This window comes from Diaphorobacter sp. ED-3 (assembly GCF_027625375.1).
Taxonomy (GTDB): domain Bacteria; phylum Pseudomonadota; class Gammaproteobacteria; order Burkholderiales; family Burkholderiaceae_C; genus Diaphorobacter; species Diaphorobacter nitroreducens.
The window spans coordinates 2,055,764-2,075,070 of the sequence record NZ_CP115182.1 but is presented as its reverse complement, the minus strand read 5'-3'; the positions used below and the strand labels follow the sequence as shown (position 1 = coordinate 2,075,070).

At 66.2% G+C, this 19,307-nt stretch carries 13 protein-coding genes; 3 read left to right on the top strand and 10 right to left on the bottom strand.

Going from position 1 to position 19,307, the window contains the following annotated elements:
- Positions 1 to 14: 14 nt before the first annotated feature.
- Positions 15 to 3,554 carry a DNA polymerase III subunit alpha gene (dnaE, locus tag PCQ86_RS10210; protein ID WP_270173636.1) on the bottom strand — a complete coding sequence of 1,180 codons (3,540 nt, stop codon included), beginning with the start codon at positions 3,552 to 3,554 and terminating at the stop codon, positions 15 to 17.
- A 134-nt stretch (positions 3,555 to 3,688) separates the two neighbouring features.
- Between dnaE and PCQ86_RS10205 the strand changes: the two genes are divergently transcribed.
- A complete protein-coding gene (locus PCQ86_RS10205; RefSeq protein WP_270173635.1) occupies positions 3,689 to 4,486 on the top strand; it encodes an outer membrane protein assembly factor BamD in 798 nt (265 codons plus the stop codon).
- Here PCQ86_RS10205 and PCQ86_RS10200 read toward each other — a convergent pair.
- Positions 4,449 to 6,515, bottom strand: coding sequence for an ATP-dependent DNA helicase (locus PCQ86_RS10200; RefSeq protein ID WP_270173634.1), 2,067 nt, complete (start codon positions 6,513 to 6,515; stop codon positions 4,449 to 4,451). The genes PCQ86_RS10205 and PCQ86_RS10200 overlap by 38 nt on opposite strands.
- A gap of 170 nt (positions 6,516 to 6,685) precedes the next feature.
- Here PCQ86_RS10200 and PCQ86_RS10195 point away from each other — a divergent pair, with 170 nt between their 5' ends.
- Positions 6,686 to 7,489, top strand: coding sequence for a PP2C family protein-serine/threonine phosphatase (locus PCQ86_RS10195; RefSeq protein WP_011805090.1), 804 nt, complete (start codon positions 6,686 to 6,688; stop codon positions 7,487 to 7,489).
- 59 nt (positions 7,490 to 7,548) lie between these two features.
- Here PCQ86_RS10195 and PCQ86_RS10190 read toward each other — a convergent pair whose 3' ends face one another.
- The 5 genes from PCQ86_RS10190 to PCQ86_RS10170 form a co-directional block, all read right to left on the bottom strand.
- The gene (locus PCQ86_RS10190; RefSeq protein WP_270173633.1) at positions 7,549 to 8,235 is read right to left on the bottom strand and encodes a hypothetical protein; all 687 of its coding nucleotides are present in this window, start codon (positions 8,233 to 8,235) and stop codon (positions 7,549 to 7,551) included.
- Positions 8,235 to 9,332: a cell division protein ZapE gene (gene zapE, locus PCQ86_RS10185; RefSeq protein ID WP_270175436.1), complete on the bottom strand. Its 1,098-nt coding sequence runs from the start codon at positions 9,330 to 9,332 to the stop codon at positions 8,235 to 8,237. The genes PCQ86_RS10190 and zapE overlap by 1 nt, the downstream gene beginning before the upstream one ends.
- Before the next feature lie 83 nt (positions 9,333 to 9,415).
- Positions 9,416 to 10,843, bottom strand: a complete 1,428-nt coding sequence (gene lpdA / locus PCQ86_RS10180) for a dihydrolipoyl dehydrogenase (protein WP_270173632.1) — start codon at positions 10,841 to 10,843, stop codon at positions 9,416 to 9,418.
- 89 nt (positions 10,844 to 10,932) lie between these two features.
- On the bottom strand, positions 10,933 to 12,186 hold the full coding sequence (odhB, locus tag PCQ86_RS10175; protein ID WP_270173631.1) for a 2-oxoglutarate dehydrogenase complex dihydrolipoyllysine-residue succinyltransferase: 1,254 nt from the start codon (positions 12,184 to 12,186) through the stop codon (positions 10,933 to 10,935).
- A gap of 60 nt (positions 12,187 to 12,246) precedes the next feature.
- Positions 12,247 to 15,123, bottom strand: coding sequence for a 2-oxoglutarate dehydrogenase E1 component (locus tag PCQ86_RS10170; RefSeq protein WP_270173630.1), 2,877 nt, complete (start codon positions 15,121 to 15,123; stop codon positions 12,247 to 12,249).
- A 215-nt stretch (positions 15,124 to 15,338) separates the two neighbouring features.
- On the opposite strand from PCQ86_RS10170, the gene PCQ86_RS10165 reads away from it, so the two are divergent.
- The gene (locus tag PCQ86_RS10165; protein ID WP_047351228.1) at positions 15,339 to 16,397 is read left to right on the top strand and encodes an AI-2E family transporter; all 1,059 of its coding nucleotides are present in this window, start codon (positions 15,339 to 15,341) and stop codon (positions 16,395 to 16,397) included.
- Positions 16,398 to 16,465: 68 nt separating this feature from the next.
- On the opposite strand, the gene PCQ86_RS10160 is transcribed toward PCQ86_RS10165, so the two are convergent.
- From PCQ86_RS10160 to PCQ86_RS10150, 3 genes are read right to left on the bottom strand one after another with little or no spacing between them, the layout of a single operon-like run.
- Entirely contained in the window at positions 16,466 to 17,452 is a 987-nt protein-coding gene (locus tag PCQ86_RS10160; protein ID WP_270173629.1) for a Bug family tripartite tricarboxylate transporter substrate binding protein, read from the bottom strand.
- 44 nt (positions 17,453 to 17,496) lie between these two features.
- Complete coding sequence (locus PCQ86_RS10155) at positions 17,497 to 17,859, bottom strand: AtuA-related protein (protein WP_011805082.1); 363 nt, start codon at positions 17,857 to 17,859, stop codon at positions 17,497 to 17,499.
- Positions 17,860 to 17,868: 9 nt separating this feature from the next.
- Positions 17,869 to 19,221, bottom strand: coding sequence for an acyclic terpene utilization AtuA family protein (locus PCQ86_RS10150; RefSeq protein ID WP_270175408.1), 1,353 nt, complete (start codon positions 19,219 to 19,221; stop codon positions 17,869 to 17,871).
- Between the last annotated feature and the right edge of the window lie 86 nt (positions 19,222 to 19,307).

Here is a 19,307-nt window from a genome sequence, read left to right as displayed (position 1 = left end):
CGCTGATCACAGCCCTACTCATAGACCACGTTCACAGCACCGCTGCCCACCTGAGCGCTCCACGCGGCCAGCGCGGCATCGCTGGGAAAGAACCGGCTGGCCTCTCCCAACTGCACCTCGGCCGTGGCCGCGCCAGCCGCCGCTGTGCAGCGCAACTGCATGCGCACGCGCAGGCCATGGGCAAGCACCTCGCCGTGTTCGGTCTCCTCCCGTTGCGGAGGATAGTCACGCACCAGCGCCCCGATGTCTGGCAACTGCTGCCCCAGGCACACCTGCAGATAGCGCCCATAGCGTGCCCGCGCACCCGCCAAATCCCAGACCTGCTGCACCTTCATGCGCAGGCCTCCGCTGAAGTGGTCCAACTGCAGCCGACCACTCACCACTACGAATTCATCGTCCTTGAGCAGGCCGGCGTTCGCATTGATCAGCCCTTCGTCGGCGGAAGCCTCGATGACGCCAGACTTGTCGTCCAGCTTGAACAACGCCAGCCTGCCTCGCTGCCCGTTGATGACGCGGTAGTCGCTCACGATGCCGGCGACCACCTGCGTCTCGCGGCTGTCTACCAGTTCGTCGATAGCGGTGCGCACGAAGCGGCGCACTTCCTGGTGCACTTCGTCGAACAAGTGGCCCGAGAGGTAGAAGCCCACCGCGGTCTTCTCCTGCATCAGCCGTTCCTTGATGCCCCAGGGCATCACATCCACCAAATCAGGCTCCTGCGTGCTGGAGCCGATGGCGTCATCGCCCATCATGTCGAACAGCCCGCCTTGGTTGGCGTTGGCGATCTGCGCATTGGCAAACTCGAACGCCCGGTCGAGGGATGCCACGAGCGCGGCACGGTTGAGCTGCAGGGCATCGAAGGCGCCCGCCTTGATGAGCGCCTCCACCGTGCGCTTGTTGACGCGCGTGCGGTCCACGCGTACGCAAAAGTCAAACAAGCTCTTGAAAGGCCCCCGGGTTGCGCCCTGTGGGCCCACGCCCTGCCCTTCGCGGGCGGCGATGATGGCCTCGATCGCCTGCTGTCCCGTGCCCTTGACGGCGCCCAGGCCATAGCGGATGACCTTGTCCGTCACCGGCTCGAAGCGGTAATTGCCGCGGTTGATGTCCGGCGGCTCGAAGGTCATGCCGAAATGTTTGACCGCGTCTTCATAGAGCACCTTGAGCTTGTCGGTGTCGTCCATTTCCACGGTCATATTGGCGCAGTAAAACTCCGCCGTGTAGTGCACCTTGAGCCACCCGGTGTGGTAGGCCAGCAGCGAATAGGCGGCGGCGTGCGACTTGTTGAAGCCGTAACCCGCAAACTTTTCCATCAGGTCGAAGACCTCGTCGGCCTTGTCCTGACTGATACCCTTTTCGGCTGCACCCTTGCGGAAAATGGCACGGTGCTCGGCCATTTCCTCGGCCTTTTTCTTGCCCATGGCGCGGCGCAGCATGTCGGCGCCGCCGAGCGAGTAACCACCCAGCACCTGCGCCGTCTGCATCACCTGCTCCTGGTAGACCATGATGCCGTAGGTCTCGGCCAGCACGGGCTCCACCAGCGGATGCGGGTACTCCACCACCTCCTTGCCGTGCTTGCGGTTCACGAAGCTGGGAATCAGGTCCATGGGGCCGGGCCGGTACAGGGCATTCAAGGCGATCAGGTCTTCCAGCCTGCTTGGGCGCGCTTCCTTGAGCATGCCTTGCATGCCCCGGCTTTCAAACTGGAACACGGCTTCTGTCTTGCCGTCCGAGAACAGTTTGTAGGTCGCAGCATCGTCCAGGGGAATGTTCTCGAACGCGAAGTTTTCCTGCCCTTTGTGGCGCTGCATGATGAACTCACGCGCGATTTCCAGGATGGTCAGCGTCGCCAAGCCCAGGAAGTCGAATTTCACCAGGCCGATGGCCTCCACGTCGTCCTTGTCGTACTGGCTCACCGCCGATTCGCTGCCTGGCTGCTGGTACAGCGGGCAGAAATCGGTCAGCTTGCCCGGCGCGATCAGCACGCCGCCGGCGTGCATGCCAATATTGCGCGTCATCCCTTCGAGTTTTTGCGCCATCTCGATGATGGTGCGCACGTCTTCCTCCTTGCGCACGCGCTCGTACAGGATGGGTTCCAACTCCAGGGCGTAGTTGTTCTTGTCCCCCTCCTTCTTGGGCTCTGGCGGGTAGGCCAGCGTATAGGTCTGGCCGGGTTTGCCGGGCACCAGCTTCGAGATACCGTCACAGAACGTGTAGCTCATGTCCATCACCCGCCCCACGTCGCGGATGGCAGCCTTGGCCGCCATCGTGCCGAAGGTGGCGATCTGGCTCACGGCCTCCTTGCCGTACTTGTCCTTCACATAGTCGATCACCCGGTCGCGGTTGGCCTGGCAAAAATCGATGTCGAAGTCGGGCATGGACACCCGTTCGGGGTTCAGGAAGCGCTCGAACAGCAGGTTGTATTGCAGCGGATCCAGATCCGTGATCTTGAGCGCGTAGGCCACGAGCGAGCCCGCACCCGAGCCGCGCCCGGGGCCCACCGGGCAGCCGTTCTTCTTGGCCCACTGGATGAAGTCACCCACGATGAGGAAGTAGCCGGGAAAGCCCATCTTCAGGATCGTGCCCAGTTCGAACTCCAGCCGCTCCTGGTAGCGGGGGCGCTGGCGGTCGCGCTCGGCGGTGTCCGGGTACAGGTGCAGCAGCCGCTCCTCCAGGCCCTCATGGGACGCGTGGCGGAAGTACTGCTCCATCGTCATGCCGCCCGGAATGGGGAAGTTCGGCAGTTGCGGCTTGCCCAGCACCAGCGACACATTACAGCGCTTGGCCACCTCAACGGTGTTGGCGAGGGCGCTGGGTACGTCGGCGAACAGCGCTTCCATCTCGGCACTGCTCTTGAAATACTGCTCGCGCGTGAAACGGCGCACGCGCCGCGGATTCGCCAAGATCTCGCCCTCGGCGATGCACACACGCGCCTCGTGCGCCTCGTAATCGTCCGGCGTTGCGAACTGCACCGGGTGGGTGGCTACCACCGGCAGGGCCAGGCGCGCGGCAAGCTGCACCGCGGCGGTGACATGGGCTTCGTCGTCAGGGCGTCCGGCGCGCTGAACCTCCAGGTAGAAGCGGTGCGGGAAGATGCCCGCCAGACGCAGCGCCAGCTGCGCAGCTCCGGCGTCATCGCCCTTCATGAGCGCCTGCCCCACGGGACCGGCCTGCGCTCCAGCGAGCGCAATCAGGCCGTCGCCCAATTCCTGCAGCCACTCCCAGGTGCACAGCGCCTGGTTCCTGACGATGTTGCGCGTCCACGCGCGGGCCAGCAGTTCGGAGAGGTTCAGATACCCGGTGCGGTTCTGCACCAGCAGCACCATGCGCGAGGGTGCGCCTGCCGCTTCGCCCTCCAGGTAGATTTCGGCGCCCAGGATGGGCTTGACGCCCTTGCCCCGGCCTTCCTTGTAGAACTTGATCGCGCCGAACAGGTTGTTCAGGTCCGTGATCGCCAGGGCGGGCTGGCCGTCTTTCGCCGCCGCCTTGACGACCTCATCGATACGGGTGGTTCCGTCCACGACGGAAAATTCAGTGTGCAAGCGCAAGTGGACAAACATGCGGCATTGTAGGAACGCGGGCATGTCCCATGCTTGCTCAGGGCCCCGCGCGCAGCATCCTTACAATGGCGCCATGCGGCAGTTCCATGGAGGTGCCGCCGCCGTCGCACACCCTTAGTACAAGAGCTGCCGCCATGCCGCGTTTTCCCCTGCCTTTGATTTCTGCCCTGCTCGCCGCCGGCCTGCTGGCTGCCTGCTCCAGCACGCCTGAAGACAAGACCGCTGGCTGGAGTACCGACAAGATTTATTCGGAAGCACGCGACGAGCTCAATGGCGGCTCTTACGACAAAGCCGTGCCGCTGCTGGAAAAGCTGGAAGGACGCGCCGCCGGCACGCCGTTGGCACAACAGGCCCAGTTGGAAAAGGCCTACGCGCAATACAAGGGCGGCGAGAAGGCGCAGGCTATTGCCACGCTGGACCGCTTCATGAAACTGCACCCCGCCAGCCCAGCGTACGACTATGCGCTGTACCTCAAAGGCTTGGTGAACTTCAACGACAACCTGGGCCTGTTCTCGTGGCTCTCGCGCCAGGACCTGTCGGAGCGCGACCAGAAGGCCGCCAAGGACTCGTTCGAGTCCTTCCGCGAACTGGTGACCCGCTTCCCCGAGTCGCGCTACACGCCCGACGCGCGCCAGCGCATGACCTACATCGTCAACTCGCTGGCGCAGTACGAAGTACACGTGGCGCGCTACTACTATGAACGCGGCGCATACGTGGCCGCCGTGAGTCGCGCGCAGAGTGCCATTGCCGACTACAAGGACGTTCCAGCGACGGAAGAGGCTCTGTACATCCTGGTTCGGTCGTACGACGCGCTGGGGCTCACGCAACTGCGTGACGACACCCGCCGCGTGATGGATGCGACCTATCCTCAGAGCAGCCTGCCGCAGACGGGATTCAAGGCGAAGGCGAACCCCTGGTGGAAGTTCTGGTAAGGGCATCCAGCGCCGCGCCGAACTCTTCCTGCGTATGCAGCCTCCGCATGGGGGGCAATGCCCGCAGCAGAGGCTTGCCATAGCCCTTGTGCAGCAGGCGTGTGTCGGCGATGACCAGTATGCCGTGGTCGTTCTCGTTGCGGATCATCCGGCCGGCCCCCTGCTTGAGCGCCACTGCCGCCGATGGCAGGGCGTGTCTGCGGAACACGTTGCCACCCTGGTCCGCCAGCCGCCGTGCCTGCGCCTGCTCCCACGGGTCACTCGGAGCGGGGAATGGCAGCTTGTCGATCACCACCATCTGCAGGGCCTCGCCCGGGACGTCGATCCCCTCCCAGAACGACGCCGCCCCCACGAGCACATGGCCCGCCGGCCGGCCGCTCGCGTCAAGCTGGGCACGAAAGCGCTCCACCATGCGCGACCGTGAGGCATGTCCCTGCGCCAGCACCTCGATGCCGCCGCCGGGCGCGAAACGGCGGCATAGCTCATCCGCAATCACCGCAAGCGCCCGCAGACTGGTGGTCAACACTAGCGTATGCCCGCCAAGCCTTGCTACGGCATCACCCACCCAGCGCGCAAGCTGAACGCTGTGCCCCGCGTCGGAAGGCAGCGGGAGTGCGGGCGGCACATACAGCGCCGCCTGCCGCGCGTAGTCGAAGGGGCTAGGCACCTGCAGGGTACGAGCGCCCTCCAATCCACAGGCATCGGTGAACCAGCGCAGGTCCTTGCCATCACCCAGCGTGGCGGAGGTATAGATCCACGAACGCGGTGCGGACGCGGCAGGCGGTTCGTCGCTCTCGTCCCAGGCGCCCTGCGTGGGGGGCTTTCCCTTCCACAGCGTGCGCAGGGCGCCGGCCACATCCAGGGGTGTTTCCACCATGCGCAACGCGCCTGCAGATTCAATCCAGCGCACCGTGCCAGCGTCCGCCTCGGAACAGAAATGCAGTACACGCTCCAGCAACGCGACCGTCCGGCTGTGCAGGTGGGCCAGATCGGGAGCGTGCTGCGCCACGCCGTCCAGTGCGGCCAGCACCGCGCGGAGTGCCGCCACCGCCCCCTCCAGCGCACCGTCCCAGGCAGACGGATCCAAGGCCTCGGGTGTGAGGCCCGTCCAGGCGATGCGGGAGCCGGCTGCATCGGCATCTTCGCCCGGAGCGACCGCCAGGCGCAGCGCGTGCGCGCACTGGCGCAGGTGCTGGAGCAACCCCTGCCAATCCGCAGCGCCGCGCGCATGCCGCGCCCCAGCCGCCACCACATCCTGCCCAAGTTGCAGCAGCTGGCTGGTGCTGACATGTGTGCCCAGGAACTGGGCCGCGGTCTCGGCCAACCGGTGGGCTTCATCGAACACCACGACCCGGGTGTCCGGTAGCAGTTGCGCGGCCCCCGCCCCCTGCGCACCGAGGTCCGCAAAGAACAGGTGGTGGTTGATGATGAGCACATCTGCCGCCTGCGCGTCGTGCCGTGCGCGGTAGACATGGCATTGGCGCAACCGCGGGCATCCGGAACCCAGGCAGTTGTCCACCGTCGAAGTGACCTGCCTCCAGGCGGCTGAGTATTCATCCAGACCGGGGACCTCCGCCAGGTCTCCGCTGCGCGTGGACTGGGCCCATCGCTCGACACACGCCAGATCGTGGGCGACTGCTTCGTCATGCCCCTCCCCGTTGCGACGCGCCTGCTCCAGTCGGTAAAGGCAAAGGTAATTGGCCCGGCCTTTGAGGGCCGCTACGCGTAGCGGGAGCGCCAGCGCCTGCTGCAGCAGCGGCAGGTCGCGCGTCAACAGTTGGTCCTGCAGCGTCTTGGTGGCCGTGGAAATGAGCACACGCTCGCCGCTCAGCAGTGCGGGAACCAGATAGGCAAAGGTCTTGCCAATCCCCGTTCCCGCTTCCACCACCAGTGACTCCCGGGCGTTGATGGCCTGCGCCACAGCGAGGGCCATGGCCGCCTGCCCCGGGCGGGAACGCAGATCAGGCCGCACACGCGCCAGGGGTCCGTCGGGCGCAAACACCGGGAGGACGAGATCGCTCAAGGACATGCGCCGCGGGCCAAAAGAAGTGTCAGAAAGGAATGGCCATGCACCAGCCGTGATGCTCTAAAAACACAAGCAGACGCACCAGCGATGACAAGGCCCGGGAGTTGATCATAATAGGCGGCTCCCCCGCTTTCGCGACCGCGAGGCGGCCTTTCGTCCTCCGCTCCAATCCCATGACCAAAGCGTTCCGCCTCATTGCGTCGACCGGCATCCACAAGGGTGACCGCGAGTACCAGCAAGACCAGGTCGCCCTGCTGTCGCACCCGCGTTTCAATGGATGCGTACTGGGCGTGGTGGCCGATGGCATGGGTGGCCGCAGCGGAGGGCGCAAGGCGTCCGACCAGGTGATGCTCACCGCGCGCCAGTTGTTTGAACGCTATTCGCCAGAAACGGACGACGCCGCCGCCCTGCTCAAGCACATCGTGGAGGAGGCGCACATCGTGATCCGCCTCACCGCGATTTCCGCGGAACAGGAGCCACACAGCACCATCGCGGCATTCGTGATCAACCCACGCGGCGATTGCCACTGGGCCCACGCAGGGGACTCGCGCATCTACCACTTCCAAGGGGGGCGGCTGGTGTTCCGCACCAGCGACCACTCCTATGTGCAGGCGCTCGTGGACCGTGGCGAGATCACGGAAGCCGAGGCCAACACCCACCCCCACTCCAACATCCTCGTCGGCTGTCTGGGCACCGAGAGCGACCCTCCCATCACCACCCACCTGATTCCGCAGATGCAGCCGGGCGACGTGCTGTTGGCTTGCAGCGACGGCGTGTGGCACTACTTCTCACCTGCGGAACTGGCATCGGTCCTGGATTCGCTGACGCCGCGCGAGGCCACCGAGTTCCTCATCGACAAGGCGCGCTCGCGCGCACGCGGAGGCGGCGACAACCTGTCGCTCGCCATCGTGAAGATCGAAACTCTGGTAGAGGAAAAGAAGCCTCCACGCTTGGCGCAACTCACACCCGCCACCTAAAACGCGCGTGGAAGACGGCCCCGCATGGGCCGTGGCGTCCACCGGGCCCTAAAGGGCACTCAACGGTCGCTGCTCGCGGCCGGGGCCGGCGGCGGCAATGCCGGCGACGGCTTGCGGCCGGCCGCCTCGGCTTGCTGGCGCTCAAGGCGTTCGCGGCGCTCACGCGCTTTCTGCTGCTTGGCCTCGTAGCGGGCGCGGGAATCCTGGATGCGCTGGGGCTGCGTTTGCTCACGGCGTTGCACATCGGCCGCATGCTCGGCCGCGCGGCGGCTCTGCTGCTGCGCACGGTCGCGCGCCTCCTGCTCGCGGGGCTTCTGCGGCGCGTTGCGGGGCGCCACCCGCATCGGGGCGGGACGCTCCCCGGCTTCCAGTTTCTGGCGTTGCTCCTGCTTGCGCTCCTCGATTGCTTGCAGGCGTTGCCCCGCCTTCTCCCGGCGCTCCGCATCGTTGATCTGCACTTCCTGGCGGTGCAGCACGTTGTCGGCCTCACGTGCCTGTACACGCACCCTACGCAGGCAATCCTCCACGGCAAATTGCTGGTAGCAAGCCGCCTCGCCGCGCTCACGCTGCGCCTCGATCTCCCGGCGCTGCGCCTGGATGTGCTCACGCTGGGTCTGGCGCTGCCGCTGCGCCTGCGCTGCATCGGTCACAGGAGCGTCGGCAGCCCACGCCGCCAGGGGAGGCAGCGCTGCCCCCCCCATGCACAGGAGGGCTGCGGCAAGAAAGCGGAAAGGCAGTGCAGGCATCAGGTCAGTCCGGTATCGACGACGCGCCGCTCAAGCGCCAGGAATTCCTTGGATTGCATCTCGTTGAGGCGCGAAATGGTGCGTGGAAATTCATGCGCCAGGGGGCCTTCCGTATAGAGCTGCTCGGGCGGCACGGCGGCGGAGACGACGAGTTTCACGCGCCTATCGTAGAGCACGTCCACCAGCCAGGTAAACCGGCGCGCGGGCGACGCCATGCTGACAGGCATGTAGGGCACGTTGGACAGCAGCACCGTGTGGAACTGCGAGGCGATTTCCAGATAGTCGTTCTGCGACCGCGGGCCCATGCACAGCTCGCGGAAGTCGAACCACACCACGCCGCCCGCACGGCGGATGGCCTTGATCTCGCGCGCCTCGATGTGCAGCACCGGGTCTTCGCCACGCACCTCGGCCAGCTGCTCGAAGGCGTGCTGCATGGCCGCGTCCGCCGCGGGGCCCAGAGGCGTGTGGTAGAGCTCGACCAGCTCCAGCGCACGGCGCCGATAGTCCGTGCCGTTGTCCACGTTCACCACCTCCATGCGGTCGTTGAGCAGGTCGATGGCGGGCAGGATGCGGTCGCGGTGCAGGCCGCCGGGGTACAGTTCGTCGGGCTTGAAGTTGGAAGTGGTGACAAAGCCCACGTCGTTGTCGAACAGCGCCGCCAGCAGGCGGTGCAGGATCATCGCGTCGGTGATGTCCGCGACGTGGAACTCGTCAAAACAGATCAGCTTATAGCGCTTGGCGATGCGCGCACCCAGCACATCCAGGGGGTTCTGCGTCCCCTGCAGGCCAGCCAACTCACGGTGCACTTCGCGCATGAATTCGTGAAAGTGCAGACGCACCTTGCGCTTGATGGGTACGGCGTTGAAGAAGCAGTCCATGAGGAAGCTCTTACCCCGCCCCACACCGCCGTACATGTACACGCCCCGCGGCACCTGGGGCCGGTTGATGAGCTTCTTCAGCGTGTTGGAGCGGCGCTGCTTGTACGCTCCCCATTCCTGGGCACAACGCTCCAACGCATCCACGGCCCGCAACTGGGCCGGATCGCTCTTGAAGCCCTTGGCGGCCAGCTCGGCCGCGTACGCCTGCCTGACGTTCACCCGCATGTTATCCCTATGCTTCAAAAACAATAGCTGCCAGCGCTTGCCACACAAGCGCTGGCAGCTATTTTTGCCTCAAATTATCAAAAATTGAGGGTGCGCTTGTCCACGGCCAGCGCCGCTTCCTTGGTGGCTTCGGACAGCGAGGGGTGGGCATGGCAGATGCGCGCAATGTCTTCGCTCGATGCCTTGAACTCCATGGCGACGACGGCTTCGGCGATCAGTTCGGAAGCCATCGGACCGACGATGTGCACGCCCAGGATTTCGTCCGTGGCGGCGTCGGCCAGGAACTTCACCATGCCGGTGGTGTCGCCCAGCGCGCGCGCGCGGCCATTGGCCAGGAACGGGAAGGTGCCCGCCTTGTACTTCACGCCGTCGGCCTTGAGCTGCTGCTCGGTGCGTCCGACCCAGGCGATCTCGGGGCTGGTGTAGATGACCCAGGGGATGGTGTTGAAGTTGACATGGCCATGCTGGCCAGCCATGCGCTCGGCCACGGCCACGCCCTCTTCCTCGGCCTTGTGCGCCAGCATGGGGCCGCGCACCACGTCGCCCACCGCCCACACGCCGGGCAGGTTGGTCTTGCAGTCGCCGTCGACCACCACGGCGCCGCGCTCATCCAGCTTCAGGCCCACCCCTTCGGCGTTCAGGCCGGTGGTGTTGGGCACGCGGCCGATGGAGACGATCAGCTTGTCCACTTCCAACGCCTGGGCCTCGCCCTTGGCGTTGGTGTAGGCGATGCTCACGCCCTTCTTGCCAGCCTTGACTTCGCCAATCTTCACGCCCAGCTCGATCTTCAGGCCTTGCTTGTCGAAGGCCTTTTTGGCCTCCTTGGCGATCTGCTCGTCCACCGCGCCCAGGAACGTGGGCAGGCCTTCCAGAATGGTCACGTCGGCACCCAGGCGGCGCCACACGCTGCCCATTTCCAGGCCGATCACGCCGGAGCCGATCACGCCCAGCTTCTTCGGCACGCTGCCGATGGCGAGCGCGCCGTCGTTGGACAGGATCTGCTCTTCGTCGAAGGCCGCACCGGGCAGCGCACGTGCGTTGGATCCGGTGGCCACGATGACCTGCTTGGCGGTCAGCGTTTCTTCGGCCTTGCCGGTGACCTTGATTTCATAGCCGCCGTCCACCGCCTTCACGAAGGAGCCGCGGCCGTGGAAGAAGGTCACCTTGTTCTTCTTGAACAGGTACAGGATGCCGTCGTTGTTCTGCTTCACGACGTTGTCCTTACGGGCAATCATCTTGGCCACGTCCATCTTCACGCCCGTGGTGGTGATTCCGTGGTCGGCAAAGTGCAGGTTGGCATGTTCGAAATGCTCGGACGACTGCAGCAGCGCCTTGGAGGGAATGCAGCCCACGTTGGTGCAGGTACCGCCGGGTGCAGCGCCGCCAGCGGCGTTCTTCCACTCGTCGATACAGGCCACATTCATGCCCAACTGGGCGGCGCGGATGGCGGCGATATAGCCGCCAGGGCCTGCGCCGATCACGATGACGTCAAATTGCTTGCTCATGGTTCAAAAACAGTATCTGGTGATGAGAAAAAACCCACCGCTGGACCGGGCCGGGGGTGGGTTTTCGTATGCGTCGAACCCTGTGGAAATTACAGGTCGAACAACAGGCGCGACGGGTCTTCCAGCGCGTCCTTCATGGCCACGAGGCCCAGCACGGCTTCTCGGCCGTCGATGATGCGGTGGTCATAAGACATGGCCAGGTAGTTCATCGGACGCACCACGACCTGGCCGTTTTCGACCACGGCGCGGTCCTTGGTGGCGTGCACGCCCAGGATGGCCGACTGCGGCGGGTTGATGATGGGGGTGGACATCATCGAGCCGAAGGTGCCGCCGTTGGAGATGGAGAACGTGCCACCGGTCATCTCTTCGATGCCCAGCTTGCCGTCGGCCGCCTTCTTGCCGAATTCGGCGATCTTCTTTTCGATGTCGGCAAAGCTCATCTGGTCTGCGTTGCGCAGGATGGGCACCACCAGGCCGCGCGGCGAGCCCACGGCGATACCGATGTCGAAGTAGCCGTGGTAGACGATGTCGTTGCCGTCCACCGAGGCGTTGAGCACCGGGTACTTCTTGAGGGCATGCACCGCTGCCTTCACGAAGAAGGACATGAAGCCCAGCTTCACACCGTGCTCCTTGGTGAACTGGTCCTGGAACTTCTTGCGCAGCTCCATCACCGGCGCCATGTTCACCTCGTTGAAGGTGGTCAGGATGGCGTTGGTGGACTGCGACTGCAGCAGGCGCTCGGCGATGCGCGCGCGCAGGCGGGTCATGGGCACGCGCTGCTCGGGGCGCTCGCACAGCTCTTCCTTGGACGCGGGCGCGGCCACCTGCGGCAGGGCCTTGGTGGGCACGCCGGTGGGGATGACGGCCGCGGTGGACTTCACCCCGCCGGCCACGGCCGACAGCACGTCGCCCTTGGTCACGCGGCCATCGCGGCCGCTGCCCGGCACCTGCGAGGCCGACAGGTTGTTCTCGGCCAGCAGCTTGGCGGCTGCGGGCATGGCCACGTCGCCCTTGCTGCCACCCGCGGCCGGTGTCGGCGCGGAGGCCGTGGCCGCCGGTGCGGCAGCGGCGGCTGCCGGCGCCGCGGCCGCAGCGGCCTTGCCTTCGGTGTCGATCTTGGCGATGACCTGATCGGAGGTCACCGTGCCGCCATCGCCCACGACGATCTCGGCGAGCACGCCGGCCGCAGGCGCGGGCACTTCCAGCACCACCTTGTCGGTTTCGATCTCGATCAGGATCTCGTCCTGGGCGACGGCCTCCCCGGCCTTCTTCTTCCATTGCAGCATCGTGGCTTCGGCCACGGATTCGGACAGCTGGGGGACCTTGACTTCAACGATGGACATGTTTCGAATGCTTTCCAAAAGAGGGTTTTGTCTGTACTTCAGTAGCGGGGGTTCTCGGCCTTACTTGGTCAGGACAAAACCCTTGAGCTTGGCGAACGCGGCCTCGACCAGCGCCTTTTGCTGCTCCTGGTGCAGGTGCGCGTAGCCCACGGCGGGCGACGCGGAGGCGGCGCGGCCGGCATAGCCCAGCTTCTGGCCATCGAGCATGTTCTCGTGGATGTTGTGCTGGATGAAGAACCAGGCGCCCTGGTTCTGCGGTTCGTCCTGGCACCACACGATGTCGGTGGCATTCGGGTACTTCTTGAGCTCGGCGGCGAAGGCCTTGTGCGGGAACGGGTAGAGCTGCTCGACGCGGATGATGGCCACGTCGGTGGCTTCCTTCTCCGCGCGCTTCTTGACCAGGTCGTAGTACACCTTGCCGGAGCAGGCGATCACGCGCTTGACCTTGGCGGCGTTCTGCGCGACGGCCTCGTCCTTCTCGCCCAGCAGGGTCTGGAAGCTGCCTTGGGTGAACTCCGACAGCACCGAGGTCGCGTCCTTGTTGCGCAGCAGCGACTTCGGGGTCATGATGACCAGCGGCTTGCGCAGCGGGCGCACCATCTGGCGGCGCAGCACGTGGAAGATCTGGCTGGCCGTGGTGGGCTGCACGATCTGCATGTTGGCCTCGGCGGCCAGCTGCATGAAGCGCTCCAGGCGCGCCGAGCTGTGCTCCGGGCCCTGGCCTTCGTAGCCGTGCGGCAGCATCAGCGTGATGCCGTTCACGCGGCCCCACTTCACCTCACCCGAGGCGATGAACTGGTCGATCACCACCTGCGCGCCGTTGGCGAAGTCACCGAACTGCGCTTCCCAGATCACCAGGGTGTTGGGGTCGTTAGAGGCGTAGCCGTATTCGAAGGCCAGCACGGCCTCCTCGGACAGGATGGAGTCGATGACAGTGAACGGAGCCTGGTTCTCGGCGACGTTCTGCAGCGGCACGTAGGTGCCTTCGTCCCACTTCTCGCGCTTTTGGTCGTGGATGACGGCGTGGCGGTGCGTGAACGTGCCGCGGCCGCTGTCCTCGCCCGACAGGCGCACCGGGTAGCCCGAGGCCACCAGCGATGCGAAGGCCATGTGCTCGCCCATGCCCCAGTCCACGTTGATCTCGCCACGGCCCATGGCGGCGCGGTCGTCCAGCACCTTCTTGACCAGCTGGTGCGGCGTCACCGTCGGGGGCATGGTGGTGATGCGCTCGGCCAGGCGCTTCCACTCGGCCAGCGGAATGGCGGTGTCGCCGGCGTCGGTCCAGCTCTTGCCCAGGAAGGGGCTCCAGTCCACGGCGTACTTGCTCTTGAAGTTGGTGAGCACCGGATCGACCGTGTGCTTGCCCTCCTCCAGCGCGGCGCGATAGGCCTTAGCCATGTCGTCGCCCAGCGTCTCGCCCAGACCCTGAGCCGCCAGCTTGTCGGCGTAGAGCTTGCGCGTGCCCGGGTGCTGGGAGATCTTCTTGTACATCAGCGGCTGGGTCAGCGCCGGCGTGTCCTGCTCGTTGTGGCCGAGCTTGCGGTAGCACACGATGTCCACCACCACGTCCTTGGAGAATTCCATGCGGAACTCCAGCGCCAGCTGCACCGCCAGGCACACGGCTTCCGGATCGTCGCCGTTCACGTGCAGCACGGGCGACTCGATCATCTTCACGATATCGGTGCAGTACAGCGTGGAGCGCAGGTCGCGCGGGTCGGAGGTGGTGAAGCCGATCTGGTTGTTGATGACCAGGTGCACCGTGCCGCCCGTGGTGTAGCCGCGGGTTTCCGACAGCGCCAGGGTTTCCTGGTTCACGCCCTGGCCGGCGAAGGCCGCATCGCCGTGCACCAGCACGGGCAGCACCTGCTTGCCCGCGTGGTCGCCGCGGCGGTCCATGCGCGAGCGCACCGAGCCCTCGACCACGGGGTTCACGATTTCCAGGTGCGAGGGGTTGAAGGCCAGCGACAGATGCACCGGGCCGCCGGTCGTGGAGACGTCGGAGGAAAAGCCCTGGTGGTACTTCACGTCACCGGCGGGCAGGTCCTCGGGGGCGGTGTGCTCGAACTCGGCGAACAGGTCCTTGGGCATCTTGCCCAGGGTGTTGACCAGCACGTTCAGGCGGCCGCGGTGGGCCATGCCGATCACCACTTCCTGCACGCCCTTCGCGCCTGCGGAGTTGATCAACTCGTCCATGGCGGCGATGAAGGACTCGCCCCCCTCAAGCGAGAAGCGCTTCTGGCCCACATACTTGGTGTGCAGGTAGCGTTCCAGGCCTTCGGCGGCCGTCAGGCGCTCCAGGATGCGCTTTTTCTTGTCGGCAGAGAAGTTGGGCTTGCTGCGGATGCTTTCCAGCTTTTGCTGCCACCAGCGCTTTTGCACCTGGTCGGTGGCGTACATGTACTCCACGCCGATGGTGCCGCAGTAGGTTTCGCGCAGCGCGTTCAGCAGCTCGCGCAGGGGCATCTTGTCCTTGCCGAAGAAGGTGTTGCTCGCGTCGAACACCGTTTCCTGGTCGGCATCGCTGAAGCCGTAGAACGAAGGCTCCAGTTCGGGAATCTGGGGGCGCTCGGTGCGCTTGAGGGGGTCCAGGTCGGCCCAGCGCTGGCCCACGTTGCGGTACGCGGCGATCAGTTGCTGGACGGCGGTGCGCTTGCGGCCCATCTCGGCGTCGGCGCTGGCCACCACGACCTTGGTGCCGCCGGCCTTGGCGCGCTCGGCAAAGGCGTTGATAACGGGCAGGTGGGGAACGTCCTTGGCATTGCTGCCGTCTACCGCGGGCACATGTTGCAGTGCGTCAAAGTATTCGCGCCAGGAGTCTGGCACGCTGCCAGGGTTGGCAAGGTAGTTCTCATACATCTCTTCGACGTAGGGCGCGTTGCCGCCGAAAAGATAGGTGTTGCCTTGGTAGGCTTGGTAGACGGATGTCGGATCGCTCATATTCCGCTGACCTCCACTTCCCTGAAGGAAGCGTTAGCTGGTTAACAAACCTTCCGCGTCACGGCTGAACCGGTTGGCGGATGCGACTGTGGCAGGGGAAGGGCCTCGTTTGCGGCCGCTATTGTGCCATTGAACGCCTGCGCGCGCGGCGAGCGGGTATCAAGACAGGCGTGTGTGTGGCTTACATTTTGGGCTTCGCTCCTTCCACCGCCCCCATGAACCCGCCCACGCTCCAGTCCCGCACCCTGCTGCTCCTGCTCACCGTCGTGACGCTGGCCTTTGGCGCCATCCTCTGGCCGCTCAACGGCGCCATCTTCTGGGGTGTGGTGCTCGCCATCCTGTTCACGCCGCTGCACCGGCGGCTGCAGCGGCGCATGCCGCGCAGGCGCAACCTGGCCGCGCTTGCCACCCTGGGCGTGTGCCTGGTGATCGTGATCTTGCCGGTCACGCTGATCGGCGCTTCGCTGGTGCAGGAGGCCAGCGTGGCCTACGAGCGTGCCCGCTCGGGGCAGCTGAACTTCGGCGCCTACCTGCAGCAGGTGCTGGCCGCACTGCCCCCTTGGATGCTGGAGCTGCTGGACCGCTTTCACCTCACCACCCGCGCGGAGCTGCAAGCCCGCCTGACCACGATCGGCGCCCAGGCCAGCCAGTTCCTGGCCACCAAGGCGCTGGACGTGGGCCAGAACACGCTGCAGTTCGTGGTGAGCTTCGGCGTCATGCTCTACCTGTTGTTCTTCCTGCTGCGCGACGGCGCGCGGCTGGCGGCGCGCATCCGCGAGGCCATCCCCCTGGATGCGCGGCACAAGGAGCAGTTGGCCATCAAGTTCACCACCGTGATCCGCGCCACCGTGAAGGGCAACATCGTGGTGGCCGCCGTCCAGGGCGCCCTGGGTGGCCTGATCTTCTGGCTGTTGAACATCCAGGGGCCGGTGATGTGGGGCGTGCTGATGGCGTTCCTGTCGCTGCTGCCCGCCGTGGGCGCCAGCCTGATCTGGGGGCCCGTGGCCATCTACTTCCTGGCGACCGGCGCGCCGGGGCAGGCCGTGATCCTCACCGCCTATGGCGTATTCGTCATCGGGCTGGTGGACAACGTACTGCGTCCCGTGCTGGTCGGCAAGGACACCAAGCTGCCCGACTACGTGGTGCTGATCTCCACCTTGGGCGGCATGGCGCTGTTCGGGCTCACGGGCTTTGTGATCGGCCCGATGATCGCCGCGCTGTTCATCGCCACCTGGGACCTGTTCGCGCCGCACGACGGCGCAGAACGCTCCTGAAATAGTAGCTCCCAGCGCTTGATGGGCGGGCATTGAAGGCCAAAACACCTTCAACCCCGCCGGCGCACTCATTCCGCCTCAATACCCGCAGCCTTGATCACCCTGCCCCACTTCTGGGTCTCGGCGGCCTGAAAGCGCGCCAGCTCTTCGGGCGTGGTGGTCCAGGCCTCGGAGCCTGCGGCCTCGAAGAACGACTGGGCGGCCTGGCTCCTCGTCGCCTGCGCCAGCAGAGCGTTCAGCCGCGCCACCACGGGCGCGGGCGTGCCGGCGGGCACGTAGGCCGCAAACCAGTAGCCCATGTCATAGCCCTTCACGCCGGCCTCATCCAGCGTGGGCACCTCGGGCAGCTGCGTGCTGCGCTTTTGCGTGGAGTACCCCAGCGCGCGCAGCTTTCCCGCCTTGACCTGAGGAACGCCGGTGGACGTGTCGGTGATCATCAGGTCGATCTGCCCGCCGAGCAGATCGGTGATGGCCAACGGGTTGCTCTTGTACGGCACATGCAGGATGTCCACCCCCGCCAGTTGCTTGAGCATCTCGCCGGCCATGCGGCTGGAAGAGCTGCCGCTGCCAAAGCTCAGCTTGCCGGGGTTCTTGCGGGCGGCGGCCAGCAGGTCGCCCACGTTCTTGTAGGGAGCGCCCGCGTTCACCACCAGCACCTGGCCGCCCTTGCCCAGGCCGGTGACGGGAGCGAAGTCCTTCACCGGGTCGTAGGGCAGCTTCTTGTACAGGTGTTCGTTCGCGGCATGCGTGGTGTTGGTGGTGATGAGCACCGTGTACCCATCCGCCGGTGCCTTGGCGACGGACTGCGCGGCGATCATGCCGCTGGCGCCGGCCTTGTTCTCCACGACCACGGGTTGCCGCGCATCGGTGCTCACGGCCTGGCCCAATGCCCGCGCCAGTTGGTCGGTGGCACTGCCGGCCGCAAACGGCACGACGAAAGTGACGGGCTTGGCAGGATAGGCGGGGGCCTGTGCGTTGGCGGCGCCGGCCGCGGCACACAGGACGGCCGCAGCGGTGCTAGCCAGTACACGGCGGCGATGCGGGAACGGGTTCATGGTGTCTCCTTGGTTGTGGTGATGAAAAATGCCGCCGGCGCGCGTCAATGCGCTCCGGCCAGGTGATGTACAAGCGCCGCCGGCATCCGCACCGGCAGGTCCAGCAACAGAAAGGACAGCGCCTTGCCATGGCTGTCGAGGTTGAGCGCGTCGTTCACGCCGCCGTCCAGCACGCCATCCAGCACGAAATTCATCGCCTGCAGTTGGGGCAACAGATAGCGCGTGACGCGCGTGGGCCCGCGCGCCGCGAACTGGCGCGCCACGGCCTCCTCGGTAACCTGCTGCACCAGCACGTCCCACAGGGCCGGGTGCCAGGCGATCACGCTGATGTTGGAGCGGTCGCCCTTGTCACCCGTGCGGCCGTGCGCCAGGCGATACAGGGGAACCGTGAGATCGGTAGGGTTCATCGTGGTCCTTCAGTCCAGCAGCGTGTAGCCAGGATTGACCGCCTCGCGCGGCACGAGGCAGGAAACGGTGCCCAGGCGCGGGCGCATGGTCGTGCGCACACCGCCGCCCCCCGCCGGGCCGCAGCAGTACAGCGCCGTCACCTCGCGCACCAGGCGCTGCGCGCTGGCATGGTCGCGGTGCTGCAGCGCCACGCGCAGGCGTACGTCCCGCGCGCCCTGGCTTGCCTGCGCCGCCAGCCACCGCCCTGCGTCGTCACCCCAAACGCTGGCCACGCCGATCAGGTCCACGCGCAGCGGTGCCACGCTCGCAAGCCGCTCGCGCAGCACGTCGCCCGCCAGGCGGGCGCGCTCCTCGGCGCGCGCGCCGGCATACGAAATTTCGCCCTCGGCAAACCAGCCGGACTCGAAGCACACATTCACCTTCAGCGACGGCGGCCGCGCATGGCCGCGCACGCCCTGCAGGTGCACGCGGTCGCTGCCGACCTGCGCCACGCTCGCCTGGGTGATGTCGGCCACCACGTCGGGCGTCAGGTAGGCGGCGGGGTCGTGCAGTTCATACAGCAGCTGCTCCTTGACCGTGCGCTCGTCCACGCGCCCCCCCGTGCCCGGCGGCTTGGTGAGGGTGCAATGGCCGTCGGCGTCGATCTCGGCGATCGGGTAGCCCAGCCGGGCCAGGCCCGGCACGTCCTTGTAGCCCGGGTCGGCAAAGTAGCCGCCCGTGACCTGCGCGCCGCATTCCAGCAGGTGGCCCGCCATGGTGGCGCGCGCCAGGCGGTCCCAGTCGTCCATGCACCAGCCGTAATGCGCCAGCGCCGGGCCCAGCACCAGCGCAGGGTCGGCCACGCGGCCGCAGACCACGATGTCGGCCCCCGCGCGCAGCGCCTGGGCGATGGGTTCCGCGCCAATGTAGGCATTGGCGCTCACGATGGGCTGCGCGGGCATGGACGGGCCCAACGCCCGCTCCAGCACGGCGCGGTGCTGTGCGCCGCTCAGGTCGTCGCCGTGCACCACCGCCACGCGCGGGCGGCGCGCGCCCAGCTCGGCCGCCAGTTGCTGGATACGCAGCGCAGCGCCCCGCGGATTGGCCGCGCCAAAGTTGCTCACGATGCGCACGCCGTGTTGAAGGCATTGCGCGAGCACCGGCCGCAGCAGCTCATCCAGCAGCGGCTCGTAGCCCGCATCGGGATTGGCGCGGCGCGCCAGTTGGGCCAGCGCCAGCGTGCGCTCGGCCAGGGTCTCGAAGATCAGCACGCCGGGCCGGCCGCTGTCCACCAGCGCCTGCACCACGGGTGCGGCAGCATCCAGGCGGTCGCCCGAGAAGCCGGCCGCACAGCCGATGAGCAGGGGTGAGGGGTTCGCCATTGCAGGGGTCCTTGGGAATGTCTCCAGGGCGCACTGTAGGCACGGCAGGTTATTCTGTGAAATAGATTGTCAAGATCAATTCATCT